Source organism: Nitrospirota bacterium, from assembly GCA_040757335.1.
In the GTDB taxonomy this organism is placed as follows: domain Bacteria; phylum Nitrospirota; class Nitrospiria; order 2-01-FULL-66-17; family 2-01-FULL-66-17; genus JBFLXB01.
The window spans coordinates 1-15271 of the sequence record JBFLXB010000030.1 but is presented as its reverse complement, the minus strand read 5'-3'; the positions used below and the strand labels follow the sequence as shown (position 1 = coordinate 15271).

Here is a 15271-nt window from a genome sequence, read left to right as displayed (position 1 = left end):
TCGCACTTGATTATACGGGGCGTTTGACGTGCAATATGTCCTGGTCGGGTTGGAGTGATCGAGGAGGGCGAGATGACGGATCTATTTCGATTCGCGGACGAGTTGGGGCCGATGAAGATCATCCACGTGTACGAGCCGTCGATTCGGTTGAAGGCGATCTTGGTTGTCGACAACGTGGCCGCGGGACCGTCCATCGGCGGGCTACGAATGGCCCCTGACGTGAGCACCGAAGAGTGCGTCCGCCTCGCCCGAGCCATGACCCTGAAGAACGCAGCCGCCGGGCTTTCCCACGGGGGCGGCAAGGCCGTGGTGTTCGGAGATCCGAAGATGCCCAAGGCCGACAAGGAAACGCTGATACGCGGCTTGGCCAAGGCCTTGCGCAACGAGGAAGACTATATCTTCGGACCCGACATGGGCACGGATGAAGACTGTATGGGCTGGGTGAAGGATGAGATCGGACGTGCGGTCGGCGTGCCCCGCGAGCTTGGCGGCATCCCACTGGATGAAATCGGCGCCACGGGCTGGGGGGTCAGCCATGCCGCCGACGTGGCGCTGGAATTCTGCAAGATCGCCGCGAAGAAACGAGCGCGGTTTGCAGTCCAGGGGTTCGGCGCGGTGGGCCAACATGCGGCGCGCTTTCTGGCGGACAAAGGCGCGGTGTTGGTGGCGGCATCGGATTCAACCGGAGCCGTTCACGATCCGGATGGGCTCGATCTCAACGAATTGTTTGGGTTGAAACAGCGAGGGAAAAGCGTGTCGGAGTCTGCCAAGGGCAAGGCCATCGACCGCGACGCGATCATCGACGTGGAGTGTGAGATCTGGATTCCCGCTGCCCGCCCGGATGTGATCAACGAAGACAATGTTCACCGCTTGAAGACCAAGCTGGTGGTCGAAGGCGCCAATATCCCCATCACGCTCGGCGCGGAAAAGATCCTGGCGGAGAACGGCATCGTGTGCGTGCCGGATTTTATCGCCAACGCGGGAGGCGTGATCTGCGCGGCGATGGAGTACCGGGGCGCCGGCGAGTCCACGGTGTTTCAGATCATCGAGGACAAACTGCGACGCAACACGCGCCTGGTGCTGGAAACCGCCGCGCGGAAACGGATCTTGCCGCGAGAGGCCGCAACGGAACTGGCCCTCCAGCGGGTCAAGAAGGCGATGAGCTTGCGGCGGTTCTCCCTGTTTTCATCCGCCCCGGGATTTGCGTAGAAGGGGTCCCGACAACGTCGTGTGCGACCTCGTGTCGCACGCTTTCCCTGACAGATCCCCGCGGTCACGCCCACCCCCTCGCGAATCTCGTGCGGCGTGAGACTCTGGCGGTCGCGAAGTAATCGACGCAACGGCTAAACCCTCAAGGCAAGCGGTTCCGCGGCCGGGGCGACGGCGTGCCGCGAAGACAGGTGCCCAGCTTAGCTCCTTGCGGATTTCAAGCGTCAAGGAACCCCTCCGCGGGATGAGGCTGTGGGTACGTGTTGACAGGTTGTCGCAGCAAGCTAGACTCCTTCTCCATGCGCCGACGGGACAAGGGTCCCGCTCGCGTCATGCGCTTTCGACAAGGAGGGATTCAATGAAGCAGGCCAGGGTGAGGTTGGAGAGCCTGGGAGCATTCCTGGGACTCATACTTCTCGCGGGCTGCAATGGAGGAGGAGGTTCTTCCTCCCCGGCGGCCACCACGGTCACCGGCACCGCGGCCACAGGGGCGGCGATCGTCGGCGCCACGATCTCGATCAAGGACGCCGCTGGGGACACGGCGACGGCGACCACGGGGACCGACGGCACGTACAGCCTGGACGTGACCGGCATGACACCGCCGTTTCTGTTGCAAGTCGACGTGGGCGGCGGCTCGTTCCTGTACAGCGTGGGCGAGACGGCCGGCACGGTGAACGTCCATCCCCTCACCGATCTGATCATTCGGACCTGGTACGAGGTACAAGGCGACACGATCGACGCCGCGTTTGCGGACCCGACGGCCGCACCGCCGCCTTCGGATACCGAATTGCAGGTGATCGTTTCCGTCGTCGAGAACTTAGTGAAGAAATGGCTGGTCGACGCCGGTTTGGACCCGGCCCAGTTCGATATGCTCACCACGCCCTTTGACGCCGACAGCAGCGGGTTCGACGGGGTGCTGGACGTGCTCCAAGTCGACACGACCACGCACGTCATCTCACTCGACGACGGGACCAGCACGCAGCAAACCGACCTGACGATCAGCGGCGGGACGGTCACGGCGAGCACCACCGTCACCGAGAACGGGATCACGAGCACCAGCTTTACGTCGGCCTACATCCCCACGACCCCCGAGGAGCAGGCCGCCTTGGACGGCGTCCTGGCCACGTTGCAGGACCTGGCCAACACGGCGAACACGAAGGGCGACGCATTGACAGCCGCCGATCTCCTCCCGTTCTACGACGCGGACTACCTCAGTCGGGGCCTTGACGAGAATCAGGACGCAGAGGGTTTTGCCCAGGACTTTGCCGGCGTGACGTTCAACGCGTTCCGCGTGGACCACGTGGTTGATTTCGACGCGGCCAACAACATCATCGGCGTTGCGGGCGCGGCCAGCTTGAGCCAAGGCGCAGTGACGGTTGACGAAATCGTGGATGAAGACGGCGACGGTCTGATCTTCAAGAAACAATCCGACGGACGCTGGCTCTTCTACGGCAACCAAGAACGCGCCAGGGCCCAGGTGGGACTGATCACCGAACGGCGCATGCTGGGCACCACCTGCCAGACCGGTTGCGACGGCGTGTACTACGCGCTGAAAGTCCAGGTCGGAGCGCCCGTCGGCGTGGTCCAGTCGGCCGCGATCACCGGGCCCATCGGAGGAACGACTCAAACGATCGCCCTGACCAAGAACGCCGGCACGTTCACGGACGGGGGCGTGACCACCGAACACTTCGATCTGGTCGACGCCAACAGCTGGTGGTATCAGGTGAGCCCCGACGCGTTTCCGCCGGCGGGCACGGAGTATACCATCGAGGTGACCTTCTCGGACTCGACCACCCAGAGCTACACCCGCGTCCTCGAGGCTTCGACGACCGAGGCTTTTGATGTTCAGGCCGGCGTCGAAACAACCGTGGGCCACAGCGCCAGCGCGACCCTGGGCAGCCCCGTGACGCTCGCGTGGAACCTCCCGGTCACGTTCCCCATCGAGGAGGTGTCTATGTACGGCTTTGTCAAATCGGTGACTGGAGACGGCTGCGACATCGAGGGCCCGCTGCTCTCCCCCACCGCGACTTCGGGCACCATCACGCTCCCCACCACCTGTAACGGCAACGCGGTAGAGGTGAACCCGTCCTACCCAAGCATCAACGTCGTAGTGAGTGGGACGAACGGCGAAGAGACCGATATTTGGTACGCGTTCCAGTGACCGAGTAATCGCGACGCCGAAAACGAAGGGGGCGGCGCCATAGCGGCGCCTCCCCCTTTTTTTGGAGTACGGCGTCGACCCCGCGTCGAACCAATGCCCCACCCACGGAGGGCCGCCGGCATCACGCGAAGGATATTGCAGTTTTCATGGCAACGGGAGTGCCGGGGAAATCGCCGCGCGTGCCGCAGGTCGCGCGCCGTGCTATACTCCACGCCGCTCCAACGGGGGTGACGATGTCTCGGTACCGGTATCACATCTTCATGTGCATCAACGAACGGTCGGCGGAAGACCCGCGCGGCAGTTGCACGGCCAAGGGATCGGCCAAGCTGCAGGAATTGTTCAAGTCCGAAGTGAAGCGCCGCGGCCTGCAGGCCGAAGTGCGGGCCAACAAGGCGGGGTGCCTGGACGCGTGTGAATACGGGCCCACGGTGGTGATCTATCCCGATGGGGTGTGGTACCGGGTGAAGACCGAAGCCGACGTGATCGAGGTAATGGACCGTCACATCGGGCGGGGCGAGGTCGTAACCCGCCTGTTGATCCCGTTCGACGCCAAACCCGCCGAATCTCGGAGCGGGGCCAAGTAATCGCGTGTTGGAGCCTGTTCAGGGAAGGCCAGATGCAAGGCGGAGGGACGTCCTTGCGCGCGGAGCGTACTGGGTTGTACGTGAGCACGCAAGGCCGACCGACAATCCGCTCCGCTCCGAGGGAGTGGCTGGAAATCGACGCCCTCCGCCCGGATCGCGAAGCAACGCCGCAGATGGCCTTTCATGGACAGGCTCCTAGCCCATACGGTGCGGGCCGCGCTTGCGCTGATCGCCGTTTACTTCGGATCGTTCGCGGCCCTCGGCGTCTACCTCCCCTACTTCAATCTGTACCTCCTGCACCTGGGGTTCACCCCTTGGCAGATCGGCGTGGTCGCGGCCATGCCGCCCCTCTTCAAAATTCTTGTCCCCGCGGCCTTCGGGCTCGTGGCCGATCGCACGGGACACGGGCGGCTGCTGATCATCGCCACGTCCGCCGCCACCACGCTCTCGTTCGCCGCGTTTCTGGTCTCGACCACCTTTTTGAGCGTCTTGGCGGTGATGGTGGTGTTCGCGGTGGCGTGGGCCCCGGTGCTGCCGTTGGTCGAAGCCACCACGCTCGAAACCCTGGATCGACTCAAACGCTTCGACTACGGGCGTATCCGGCTCTGGGGATCGTTGGGCTTCATCGTGGCCACCCTGTTGATGGGCGTCTGGCTCAAAACCGCGTCGTCCGATCGGGTCATCTTGTACGGCATCCTCGGCGGGTTCGCGGCGGCCACCGCAGCCGCCTGTGCGATCCCCACCACGCGCCTCCCCGCGTTGGCGTCTCCGGTCTCCACCCACGCTGTGCGTGGATTACGCGCATTGTCCGGGTTCTACCTCGCATGCCTGCTGATGCAGTTCAGCCACGGCACCTACTACGGATTTTTCTCCATCTGGCTGGAGAGCCGGGGCTGGGCGCCGTGGTCCCTCGGCGCGCTCTGGACCGCCAGCATCCTGGTCGAAGTGGTCTTCATGTTTTGGTCGGCGCGTGCCATGGGACGGATCGGCGCCGAAGGCTTGTTCGTGGTCGCGTTCGCCGCCGCGGTCGCGCGGTGGGCGGTGATGAGCAGTTCGCCCGGGCTGGTGGGCCTTGTGCTGGCGCAGGGGCTGCACGCGCTCACATTCGGCGCGTTCCACGTGGCCGCGGTCACGCTCGTGCACCGGACCGCGCCGCCGTCCCTGCGGTCGACCGGGCAGACGCTCTACAGCAGCCTCGCCTACGGCGTCGGGTCGGCCGGCGGCTCGTTGCTCAACGGCGCGCTCTATGCCGCGTGGGGTGCCGCGCCGTTGTTCGGCCTCAGCGCGCTCGCCGCGTTCGGCGGTCTGGTCTTCGCCGTCGGATTTCTGCGCGCGGTGCGACTGGAACCGCGCTAGCTCTGTAGTCCGACTGGTGCAGCCTGCGGCTCCGGGCTCGGTGCCGGCGGCGTTGGGACCCGGCGCCACACCGCGGTGAGGGTCCACCACGCGGTCAGCAGCCGCCCCAGGACGGGATCGAGCAACGCGGCAAGGAACAGCCGGCACACGTCCCAGGGCGTGGGATACCGTTTGGGCGTCAGATCGTGGAGCAGGATGGCGGCCGACGACACGGCGGTGCGGCCCACCAGCACGCTGAACCACACCGCGAGCAGCCACGAAAAATCCACCAGGCCTCCGCCGAGCCCCGCGGTCGCAACCGCCAGGGCAGCCACATCGAGCACCGGCGTGACCGTGCGCACCCCGCGCGCGAGTGGGATCAAGCGCCAGGCCGGGCCCGTGTGCGTGATGCGGCCGCAGGGCCTCCACAGTCCCCGGAGCGCGTCCAGCGCCGCGGCCGCGTCGGCCCGATGCCGCTCGGCGACACCGGCGAGCGTGAGCGGGACTGGCGCCCACGCCACGGGCAGGGACACGATAGCCGAGCGCAGGCCGGGCCGGCTCCAGGCCAGCGCAGCGAGATCTCTCGCGCCCCCGTTCGGCGGAACCCCTTCCACGCGGAGCATTTCCCGTTTCTGGACCAACACGCACGATCGGGGCGCGACGCCCGCGCCGAGCAAAGGCCCCGCCCCGATCGCCAGCATGGCGCGTCGGAGTCCGTCGAGGACCTGCCACGCGACCGCGGGCCGACCCGGGCACGCGGCCACCACGACATCGCCGTCACGGAACTCGCACCCGTTCATCACGCGCTCAATGCCCGCCGTGAGCACGACCCGCTCGGGGTCGTCCATGACCGGAGCCATGAGCCGCGTGAGCGCCGCGCGATCCAGCCACGCGCCGAGTTCGACCAGGCACACATAGGGACTCCGCGACGCGTTCAACCCGGCGTTGAACGCGTCGGCCGCGGTTCCTCGCTCCTTTTCCAACACCGTCAGGTTGAGCGGGGCGGCGCTGTGGTAACACGCGGTGACGCGTCCGGTTTTGATCAGGGGACGGTAGATCAGATCGACCGGTTTGGTCTGTAAACGGCTCATCACGCGGGCCAGTTGCGGGCTGATGGGCCCGTTGGATACCACCACCACCTCGAACGCGGGGTAGTCGAGCGCGCCGAGCGCGTCCAACCGCTCGCCGATCAACGCGTCGTCGTCCGACGTCGCCAGCACCACGGACACCGGGGGCATCGTGCGTCCGTCCGGCGGGCCGGCGTCCGGGCTCAACTCATACTCGCGGCGATGGCGAAACACCAGCCACGCGGCCGACGCGGTGAGCGCCAGCCCGCCGATCGCCGCCGCCACGGCATACCATGCCAACGCGTACGCGATGGGCGAGAGCACCGAATCGATCACGCGGCTTGCTCCCTCGCGGTCGGTCCGCCGGCCGCGAGGTCCGAGCGGCCCGTCAGGGCGCGCCGTGCCGCCTCACGAACGCCCGCATCCCGATCGTGTTCGGCCAGGTCGTGCAGGACCGCGATGACCCGCGGCACGTCCACCGTGCCCAACGCCAGAGCGAGCCTCCGGCGTACGGTGACGCGCCGGTGGGTGCGCAGCGCGTCGAGCAACACCGTGATCGCGCCGTGCCGCGCCACTGCGCGCAGAAAGCGCTGCGCCGCAAACACCGCCCCGGGAACCTGGCTGTCGAGCGCTTCGACTTGCTCGTGGAGAAACGGCGTGCGCTGGAGCTCTTCGACCACCTGTTCTTTGACGTAGCGGTCGCGGCTGGTGAACAGACACTCGGTCAGCGCGGGCACGGCCGGTTCTCCCAGCCGACGCAACGCGTCCGCCGCAGCCGCGCGGACCTGCCACGACTCATCGGTCAACGCCGACACCAGCGGGCGGAGCGCGCGCTGGAGCGCCAGCGTCCCGAGCGCCCGAGCGGCCTGGAGACGAACGAACCAGACCGGATCCGACAGGGACTTGGCCAACAGCGCCACCGCACTGGTGTCGTTGACGTGCCCGATCGCTTTCGCGGCGGCGGCGCGCACCTCCGCGTCGCGGTCTTCCAACGCGGACAACAGGGCGCCTCGGACGCGAGGATCGGACTCGGGCGCGCACGCCAAGACCTCGACCGCGATCTTCCTGACCACACCCGACCGGCTCTGCATGCGCGGCAACAGCGCGGGCACCGCTTCGGCACCCTGGCCCACGAGCGCGCGCGTCAACACATCGGGCGGCACCGCGCGACGATCGAACGCCGACGCGATCTCGTCCAGGCACCTCACGAGCGCGTCGCACGCCTCGGGATCGCGCAAGGCCCCCAGGGCGCCGACGGCCGCCGATCGCACGCGGGCCGACCGATCACCCGTGAGCCGGATCAGATGCGGGAGACCATCGCGCTGTCCCAGGCGCCCCAGCCACCGCGCCGCGTCCATGCGGCGCCACGCCCAGGGACTGCAGGTCAACGCGCGAAACCGTTCGCCGTAACCGAATCGTCCGCAGTGCCCGATGAGCCGCGCGCGGAGCTCGGGAGACGCGCAGTCGAAGGCTTCGGCCAGGCAGGCCAGGAACACGTGGTCGGTCAGAACCGCCGCGGGCAACTCGGCGGGGGCGGTGGGGACGCCCAGTCTCGCGTCCGACAGGTCGTCAACGATCGCGCGATACCCGGCGCGCCTGGCGTCGCGTCGCTGCAGCGCGGCGCGGCGCACCAACCGCCGCGTCAACGCATAGCCCGCGCCCGCGGCCGCGAGCGCGGCCGACGCAGCCGGCGCCCAGATCGCCGCCGACCACCACGTGTAAGGATCGCTCAATTGGACCATTATCCCGGATTATTCATGAGCGTTCGTCGCGAAACCGCGCAAACGCCAGCGAGCCGGGCGCTCGGAGCCGCGAAGGAGGGAGGCGTACTCCCTGCAGTCCGTTGACCGACTGAGCGGCGAGACCGCCCGGTGCAGCGGCGGATCCGCGGTTGCAGCAGAAAGATTCATGAATAATCCGGGTTAAGTGCGCCGCGCGCGATCCCTGCGCACGACGCGTAGCAGATGATACCCCCCCGACCTCACCTTGACAACCTTGAGCACCGTGCTTAAGATGTCGCCGGGTCTCAACCGCTCGGAACCGACCGTCCACTCGTGATGATCGATCAAATCCGCCGCTCGTTCAAAGACAGCATCTCGGTCAAAGAGGCGTTCCTGGCGCAATACGAGAACCAGATCGCCGACGTAGCCAAAAAAATCGTGACGGCGTACAAGAAAGACCACAAGGTGCTGCTGTTCGGCAACGGGGGCAGCGCGACCGACGCCTCCCACATCGCCGGCGAGTTGGTCAACCGCTTCAACCGCGACCGCGACGGGCTGCCGGCCATCGCGTTGGCGTCCGACCCCTCGGTCGTGACCAGCATCAGCAACGACTACGACTTTCAGGACCTCTTCTCCCGGCAGGTGCGGGCATTCGGGCGCAAAGGCGACGTGGCGATCGCGTTGAGCACCAGCGGCAATTCGCCCAACGTGTTGCGCGGCGTCGACGCGGCAAAGCCCCTGGGGATGGTGACGATCGCCTTCACGGGCAAGGACGGGGGAAAGCTCGCGTCCCTGGTCGATCACGCCTTCATCGTGCCGTCCAACAGCACCCCGCGCATTCAAGAAACGCACATCACGCTGGCACACGTGTTGTGCGAGCTGGTGGAAGACGCCCTGTTCCCACCGGGCCGGTGACCCCCGTCCCGTCGGGATTCGGCGCCACCGACCCGAATTCGCTCACCCTGCGTTGAAGCCCCGCCGCCGCAGTCCACGGTTCCCGCCCCTCGACTTCTCGAGGGTCAAAACCTATTCCACGCAATCGCGCCCCAGCAAAGTCCGCGTCGAAGACATCGGCCGGCCCCACCGCAAGGGCCAAAGCCTCGCGAGCTTCCTCGACACCCTGCCCGATATCCTCGCGGCCCGCACGCTCAAGGCCGTGATCGCCGACATCGCGCGTGCCACCCGCACCCGCCGCCCCGTGATCGTGGGCATGGGCGCCCACCCCATCAAGGTCGGGCTGAATCCGATTCTGATCGATTTGATGAAACGCGGCGTGGTCTCATGCCTCGCCATGAACGGCGCCGGGATCATCCACGACCTGGAGCTGGCGTTGGTAGGCAAGACATCCGAGGAAGTGGAGGCCGGGATCGACGACGGCAGCTTCGGCATGGCCCGCGACACCGCGGAGTTGCTCAACGCCGCGATCAGCGCCGGCGCGAAGCGCGGCCTCGGCATGGGTCAGGCCGTGGGCGATGCGATCCTGCGCGGCAAGTTTCCGTACAAGAACATGAGTCTGCTGGCCACCTGCAGCCGCCTGGGCATCCCAGCGACGGTGCACGTGGCGATCGGCACCGACATCATCCACATGCACCCCTCGGCCGACGGCGCCGCAATCGGCGCGACGTCGCTGGAAGACTTCAAGCGCCTGACCGCCGTGGTCGCTCACCTCGAAGGCGGCGTGTATCTCAACTTGGGATCAGCGGTTCTGCTTCCGGAGGTGTTCCTCAAAGCCGTGACCATTGCCCGCAACTTGGGCCATCGCGTCGTCAACTTCACCACCGTGAACATGGACTTCACCCAACACTACCGCCCCGTCACCAACGTGGTCCGCCGCCCCACCCAAGCCGGCGGTCGAGGCTACACGCTGACGGGACACCACGAGATTATGTTTCCGTTATTGGCGGCGGGGGTGATCGAAACCCTGGAACGGGACAGACCGAAGAAGTCCTGAAGGCGATCTCTCCTGATACGTCATTCCCTCGGGGCGGGAACCCAGAAACCGATTGTCGCCTGTTCGCATCAGAATGTCGTTGGACCGACGTCCTCACTGAATCGTGGCTCTCAGCAGCCCCGCCCCCGCACCGAGATGCCCTCCGCCCTCCAGGCTACCGCTGCCTTTGTAGGCGTCGCCGAAGAACAGATTGAAGCCGAGTAGCCCGGTCGCGTACAGAGAGACCGAACCCACGAGTGGAAACAGGCGCGCGACCCCGTAAATGGGAAGGGCAATTCTTGCAACCCCGCCGGGCAAACGGTTATAGTTTCCAGCAGCGACTTGTTGACAACGCCCAAGCTCAAGAGGGTTTCTGAACTCGCCCAACTCACGGCGGCTGCCAGGAGAGATGGTCGCCGTGTCGTCTTTACGAACGGCTGTTTTGATCTCCTTCACATCGGCCACACGCGTTACTTGCAGGAAGCCCGTTCGCTCGGTGATCTCTTGATCGTAGCGATCAACAGCGATGCCTCGGTCTCCGCGCTCAAGGGGCCGGAGCGGCCGCTCGTGCCGGAGCAGGAGCGGGCCGAGGTGCTGGCTGCGCTCGCGTGCGTGGATTTTGTCACGATCTTCGACGCGCCGGACCCCGGCAACGTGATCGCGGCACTCCAGCCGGACGTGCTGGTCAAGGGCGGCGACTGGCCGGTGGACCGGATCGTGGGGCGCGAGGTAGTGCAGGCCCGCGGCGGGAAGGTCGTCTCCCTTCCCCTCGTGCCCGGCGCGTCCACCAGCGGGCTCGTGCGCCGCATCTTGGACCGCGCGACCGCCAAACCGACCAGGACCTGACCAGCCGAGTGCCTCTCACCAGCCCGTCCGTGACTGTTCCCTTGATCAGCGTGCCGTCGATCGACCTGCGCGAGGCGCTTCGTTCCGGGGAGGCCCGCGTTCACGTGTCAGGGCTTCGCCCGCCGGCCAAGTCCGCGGTGGTGCGTGAGGCCGCTGCCGCGGGCCCGGTGTTGGTGATCACGGGGTCGCTCGACGCCGCGGATACGTTGGCCGGCGACCTCCGATTCGTCTCGGCGTTGTCCGGTGAGCGGGCCTCGGTGCAGGTCATCCCAGACTGGAATCCCTCGCTCCCCCCGCCCATCGACCTGGAAGCGCGACGGGTCGCGGCGCTGGCCGCGTTGTTGGAGGGATCCGCCGCCGTCACGGTGGCGCCGATCGACGCGCTCCGGGCTCCGCTCATCGCGCCGGCCGCGTTCCGCGCATACACCCGAACCATTGAAGTCGGTCAGACCGTCGCGCGCGAGGAGCTGTCGCACTTTCTCGTGAGCGCAGGCTACGACGTGGTGTCGACGGTGACGCTGCCAGGTGAGGCGGCGATCCGCGGAGGGATCGTGGATTGTTTCTCGCCCTTGGCGGAGACGCCTATTCGCATTGAGTTGGACGGGGACGAGGTGTCGTCCCTACGACTGGTGGATCCCTTGACCCAGCGCTCGCAACGACATGTGGAGCGCGTGGTGGTGGGCCCGGCCCCCGCGTTTGTCCACGCGGACGCCGACTCCACCCTGCCCTCGTACCTTCGACTCGATACCCTGTTGGTGCTGGACGAACCGGACCTGTTGACCGATCCGCCGCTCGACGGTTGCCTGGCGGCCCCGGAAGGCGCGCTGCACCTGGGACGCGTGGTCACCCTCCACTCGCTGGCCATCGCGGCACCGCGCGGCTGGAGCGCGTTGTCGGTCGAGCACGGCGCGCCGGACCGATTCGGACCCGGCGCAGCGAGACCATCCATTGCCGAGGCGTTCCAGCGCTTGGACACGTGGCGCCGCGAGTGTATCGCCGTGGTCGTCTGTCGGAGCGCCGAGCAGGTCGGGCGATTCAAGACCTCGGCCGCGGATCACGGAGTGCCCGTTGCCGAGCTTCCACCCGACGGTTTGGCTGACGCGACCGCTTCAAGCCCCGTGTTCGTCACGGTCGGGGAACTGTCCGGAGGACTGATCGACTCCGCCTCGCGGCTTCTGCTGACCACCGAGGAAGAGTTGCTCGGCAAGGAGCGCCTTGCCAGGCCTGCACGTCGCGCCCGCCTCGCGCCGTTCCTGTCGTCCATCGACGAGCTGCGGCCCGGGGATCTCGCAGTGCACGCCGAATACGGGATCGGCCGTTACGAGAGCCTGAGCCGCATGACCATGGGCGGCACCGAGAGCGAGTTCCTGGTCTTGCGCTACCTGGGCGGCGACAAGGTATACGTCCCCATTGATCGGCTCGACCTGGTCCAGAAGTACGGCGGCGTGGAGGGCAAGACCCCGCGATTGGAGGCGCTGGGCGGAACCGGCTGGGTCAAGACCAAGCAGCGCGTCAAACGCGCGATCCAGCGAATGGCGGCCGATCTCCTCTCGCTGTACGCGGAACGCGAAGTGGCCAAGGGCCATGCCTTCGCACCCGACGGCATGGAGGCCCGGGACTTCGCCGCCGGGTTCGAATACGAGGAGACGCCCGATCAAGCCCGAGCGATCGCGGAGGTCACGCTGGATATGGAGAGACCGCGGCCCATGGACCGACTGGTGTGCGGCGACGTGGGGTACGGCAAAACCGAGGTCGCGCTGCGCGCCGCGTTCAAGGCTGTCATGGATCACAAGCAGGTGGCGGTGCTGGTCCCGACCACGCTGCTCGCCGAACAACACGGGCGGACGTTCGCGGCGCGTTGCGCGCCGTTTCCGGTGCGGGTCGAGGTACTGAGCCGGTTCCGGCCGCCGACCGAGCAGCGCGAGGTGCTCGCCGGTCTGGCCGACGGCCGCGTGGACATCGTGATCGGCACCCACCGCCTGCTGCAGAAGGACGTGGTCTTTCACGACCTCGGTCTCGTCATCGTCGATGAAGAGCAACGGTTCGGCGTGCGCCACAAGGAACGGTTCAAGGAACTCCGGAAAAACGTGCACGTGCTCACGCTGACCGCCACGCCCATTCCCCGCACGCTCCAGATGGCGTTCGGCTCGATCCGCGACCTGTCGTTGATCGAAACCGCGCCGGCTGATCGGCTCGCGATTCGCACCACCCTGGCCCGGTGGGACCCTGAGATCATCCGCGACGCGGTGCGCCGGGAACTCGCTCGCGGCGGTCAGGTGTTCGTCGTCCACAACCGGGTCGCCGACATCGAACGCGTGGCCGAGGAACTGGGGCGCTTGGTGCCGGAAGCGCGGATGGTGGTCGGCCACGGCCAACTCAGCGAACGACAGCTCGAGCGGATGATGGCGAAATTCCTGGCGAAAGAAGCCGACCTCCTGCTCTCCACCACCATCATCGAATCCGGGCTGGACATTCCCTCGGCGAACACCATCCTCATCAACCGCGCCGACCGGTTCGGCTTGGCGGAGCTCTACCAGCTCCGCGGACGGGTGGGGCGATCGGGCCGCCAGGCCTATGCGATCCTTCTGGTGCCGCCGGAAACCGCGTTGTCCGAAGAGGCGCACCGGCGACTCGAGGCGTTGCAGGAGTTTACCGAACTCGGATCCGGGTTTAAGATTGCGGCGCGGGACCTTGAGATTCGAGGCGCGGGCAACCTCTTGGGAGCGGAACAGTCCGGGCACATCGCCGCAGTGGGGTTCGATCTGTATCTCAAGATGATTCAGGAGGCCGTGGACGCCTTGCGCGGCGCCGACCACGAGCCGGAGATCGATCCGGTGCTGACCCTGCCGGTCTCGGCCTTCATCCCGGAAGAGTACGTCCCCGACGCGTACGACCGACTCGCCATCTATAAGCGGATCGGTTCTGCGGAGACCGCCGAGCGGCTCACCGCGCTACGGACGGAACTCCAGGATCGCTTTGGACCGTTGCCGGAGCCCGTCGTGAGGCTCTTCGAGGCGATGGAAATCAAGCGTCTCGCGCGTACTTTGCGGATTGCGAAGGTCGAAGCGGACGAACGCCGAATCGTGGTGGCCGCCACCCCGCGCGCCCCGTTGCCCAAGGAGGCGGTGGACGCGCTACTTCGCGCCTACCCGCGTGCGGTCCGGTTCCTGTCCGACTACGCGTTCATGATCACGCACCAGGGCGGAGGCTGGAGCCTCGTGTTCGAACGCCTGGTCGAATTGCTCAATCGTCTTGGTGCATCGTCCCCACTGGAGACCACGGCGCGGACATGAGTCGGCTGCACCCCCAGCGCAGGAGTGGCAGGCTGACCCGCGTCATGGCGGCACTGGTCGCGGCCGTGGTGATGGCGACGCCGCTTGCCGGCGCCGCCGCGGACCGGCTGGTTGCCGTGGTCAACGACGAGCTCATCACCGCCAGCGAAGTGGACGCCTCGCGGTCGCTGGCCGCGCTCAATCTCCTGGCTGAAATCCTGCCCGGAGTGGACGGCCGGCGGGAAGACCCGACGTTCCGCGACGCGCTCGAGTCGCTGATCGACCAACGGTTGCTGCTGCAGGAAGCCCGCGCGCTGGGCCTCACCGCCACGGACGACGAAGCCCGAGCCGCCGTGCAGGCGCTCACGGAGGAGCGTCGCCTGGACGGCTTGAACGGCGCGTCCTCCGAAGAGATCCGGCGACGGGTTCAAGACGAACTCACGATCGTGAAGCTGGTCAACCGCGAAGTGCGATCGCGACTCATGATCAATTCATCCGACGTGGACGCGTACTACCGCGCACACCCGGATCGGTTCACGCGTCCCACCCGATACCGGATCCGGCAAATTTTTATCAAAGCGCCGGCCGGCGGCGATCCCGCGGCAACAGCCTCGGCCCGAGCCGAAGCCGACGCCGTTCGCGCCGAAGCCGCTCACGGGGCGGATTTTGGGGAACTCGCGCGCCGTCGGTCGCAAGGTGCGGAGGCCGCCCGCGGCGGCGATCTGGGGTTCGTCCGGCTGGGGGAACTGCTTCCGGAGATCGACACGGCGTTGAAGAACATGCGCCCGGGTGACGTGAGCCCCGTCATAATCTCGCCGGTCGGCTTCCACGTCATCAACGTCGTGGACATTGAGTCCGGATCGGTTCGGCCGCTGGAGGACGTCAGGCGTCAGGCCGAAGAGTTCGTGTATCAGGAGCAGGCCACCGACTTCTACCACCGCTGGCTGCGGCAGCTCCGCGGGCGGGCGCACATCGACATCAAGCTTTAGCAAGTTGCTGAAAAAGTCCATCCGCTGCGTTCTCGCTCGTCGGAAATCCTCACGTACGAACCAGTACGCTCCGGTTTCCTCCTCGCTGCGGCCTTGCGGCTGGAGCTTTTTGAGCAACCTGCGAGTCTGCGCAGTTCAGGACCCTGGGAGCGGGGGC

12 protein-coding genes are annotated in these 15271 nt (G+C 66.7%); 9 read left to right on the top strand and 3 right to left on the bottom strand.

Annotation, left to right across the window (positions count from 1 at the left end; translation table 11 throughout):
• The first annotated feature begins 72 nt into the window (after nucleotides 1-72).
• The 4 genes from AB1451_13920 to AB1451_13905 all read left to right on the top strand — a co-directional run bounded on the left by AB1451_13920 (nucleotide 73) and on the right by AB1451_13905 (nucleotide 5310).
• Nucleotides 73-1209: a Glu/Leu/Phe/Val dehydrogenase gene (locus AB1451_13920; GenBank protein MEW6683991.1), complete on the top strand. Its 1137-nt coding sequence runs from the start codon at nucleotides 73-75 to the stop codon at nucleotides 1207-1209.
• A gap of 358 nt (nucleotides 1210-1567) precedes the next feature.
• The gene (locus tag AB1451_13915) at nucleotides 1568-3370 is read left to right on the top strand and encodes a hypothetical protein (protein ID MEW6683990.1); all 1803 of its coding nucleotides are present in this window, start codon (nucleotides 1568-1570) and stop codon (nucleotides 3368-3370) included.
• Nucleotides 3371-3603: 233 nt separating this feature from the next.
• On the top strand, nucleotides 3604-3954 hold the full coding sequence (locus AB1451_13910) for a (2Fe-2S) ferredoxin domain-containing protein (protein MEW6683989.1): 351 nt from the start codon (nucleotides 3604-3606) through the stop codon (nucleotides 3952-3954).
• A 183-nt stretch (nucleotides 3955-4137) separates the two neighbouring features.
• On the top strand, nucleotides 4138-5310 hold the full coding sequence (locus AB1451_13905; protein ID MEW6683988.1) for an MFS transporter: 1173 nt from the start codon (nucleotides 4138-4140) through the stop codon (nucleotides 5308-5310).
• Here AB1451_13905 and AB1451_13900 read toward each other — a convergent pair.
• On the bottom strand, nucleotides 5307-6692 hold the full coding sequence (locus AB1451_13900; GenBank protein ID MEW6683987.1) for a hypothetical protein: 1386 nt from the start codon (nucleotides 6690-6692) through the stop codon (nucleotides 5307-5309). The two genes, AB1451_13905 and AB1451_13900, sit on opposite strands and share 4 nt — an antisense overlap.
• Nucleotides 6689-8098 (bottom strand): HEAT repeat domain-containing protein, encoded by a 1410-nt coding sequence (locus tag AB1451_13895; protein ID MEW6683986.1) that lies wholly within the window; start codon nucleotides 8096-8098, stop codon nucleotides 6689-6691. Before AB1451_13895 ends, AB1451_13900 begins: the two co-directional genes overlap by 4 nt.
• Before the next feature lie 315 nt (nucleotides 8099-8413).
• On the opposite strand from AB1451_13895, the gene AB1451_13890 reads away from it, so the two are divergent.
• Together AB1451_13890 and AB1451_13885 are read left to right on the top strand one after the other, a co-directional pair.
• A complete protein-coding gene (locus AB1451_13890) occupies nucleotides 8414-8992 on the top strand; it encodes a D-sedoheptulose 7-phosphate isomerase (GenBank protein MEW6683985.1) in 579 nt (192 codons plus the stop codon).
• Between the two features lie 52 nt (nucleotides 8993-9044).
• Nucleotides 9045-10028: a hypothetical protein gene (locus AB1451_13885; protein MEW6683984.1), complete on the top strand. Its 984-nt coding sequence runs from the start codon at nucleotides 9045-9047 to the stop codon at nucleotides 10026-10028.
• A 93-nt stretch (nucleotides 10029-10121) separates the two neighbouring features.
• Here AB1451_13885 and AB1451_13880 read toward each other — a convergent pair whose 3' ends face one another.
• Nucleotides 10122-10472 (bottom strand): hypothetical protein, encoded by a 351-nt coding sequence (locus AB1451_13880; GenBank protein MEW6683983.1) that lies wholly within the window; start codon nucleotides 10470-10472, stop codon nucleotides 10122-10124.
• Between AB1451_13880 and rfaE2 the strand changes: the two genes are divergently transcribed.
• Genes rfaE2 through AB1451_13865 form a run of 3 tightly spaced genes read left to right on the top strand, consistent with a single transcriptional unit; the run spans nucleotide 10353 to nucleotide 15114 of the window.
• Nucleotides 10353-10853 (top strand): D-glycero-beta-D-manno-heptose 1-phosphate adenylyltransferase, encoded by a 501-nt coding sequence (gene rfaE2, locus AB1451_13875; GenBank protein MEW6683982.1) that lies wholly within the window; start codon nucleotides 10353-10355, stop codon nucleotides 10851-10853. The genes AB1451_13880 and rfaE2 overlap by 120 nt on opposite strands.
• A 29-nt stretch (nucleotides 10854-10882) precedes the next feature.
• Nucleotides 10883-14146, top strand: a complete 3264-nt coding sequence (gene mfd / locus AB1451_13870) for a transcription-repair coupling factor (protein ID MEW6683981.1) — start codon at nucleotides 10883-10885, stop codon at nucleotides 14144-14146.
• On the top strand, nucleotides 14143-15114 hold the full coding sequence (locus AB1451_13865) for a peptidylprolyl isomerase (GenBank protein ID MEW6683980.1): 972 nt from the start codon (nucleotides 14143-14145) through the stop codon (nucleotides 15112-15114). The genes mfd and AB1451_13865 overlap by 4 nt, the downstream gene beginning before the upstream one ends.
• Nucleotides 15115-15271: the final 157 nt, after the last annotated feature.

What these genes read in the sequence shown, in the direction of transcription:
- AB1451_13920 (MEW6683991.1), top strand. Translation starts at nt 73, where the DNA reads ATGACGGATCTATTTCGATTCGCGGACGAGTTGGGGCCGATGAAGATC.
- AB1451_13915 (MEW6683990.1), top strand. Translation starts at nt 1,568, where the DNA reads ATGAAGCAGGCCAGGGTGAGGTTGGAGAGCCTGGGAGCATTCCTGGGA.
- AB1451_13910 (MEW6683989.1), top strand. Translation starts at nt 3,604, where the DNA reads ATGTCTCGGTACCGGTATCACATCTTCATGTGCATCAACGAACGGTCG.
- AB1451_13905 (MEW6683988.1), top strand. Translation starts at nt 4,138, where the DNA reads ATGGACAGGCTCCTAGCCCATACGGTGCGGGCCGCGCTTGCGCTGATC.
- AB1451_13895 (MEW6683986.1), bottom strand. Translation starts at nt 8,098, where the DNA reads ATGGTCCAATTGAGCGATCCTTACACGTGGTGGTCGGCGGCGATCTGG.
- AB1451_13890 (MEW6683985.1), top strand. Translation starts at nt 8,414, where the DNA reads ATGATCGATCAAATCCGCCGCTCGTTCAAAGACAGCATCTCGGTCAAA.
- AB1451_13865 (MEW6683980.1), top strand. Translation starts at nt 14,143, where the DNA reads ATGAGTCGGCTGCACCCCCAGCGCAGGAGTGGCAGGCTGACCCGCGTC.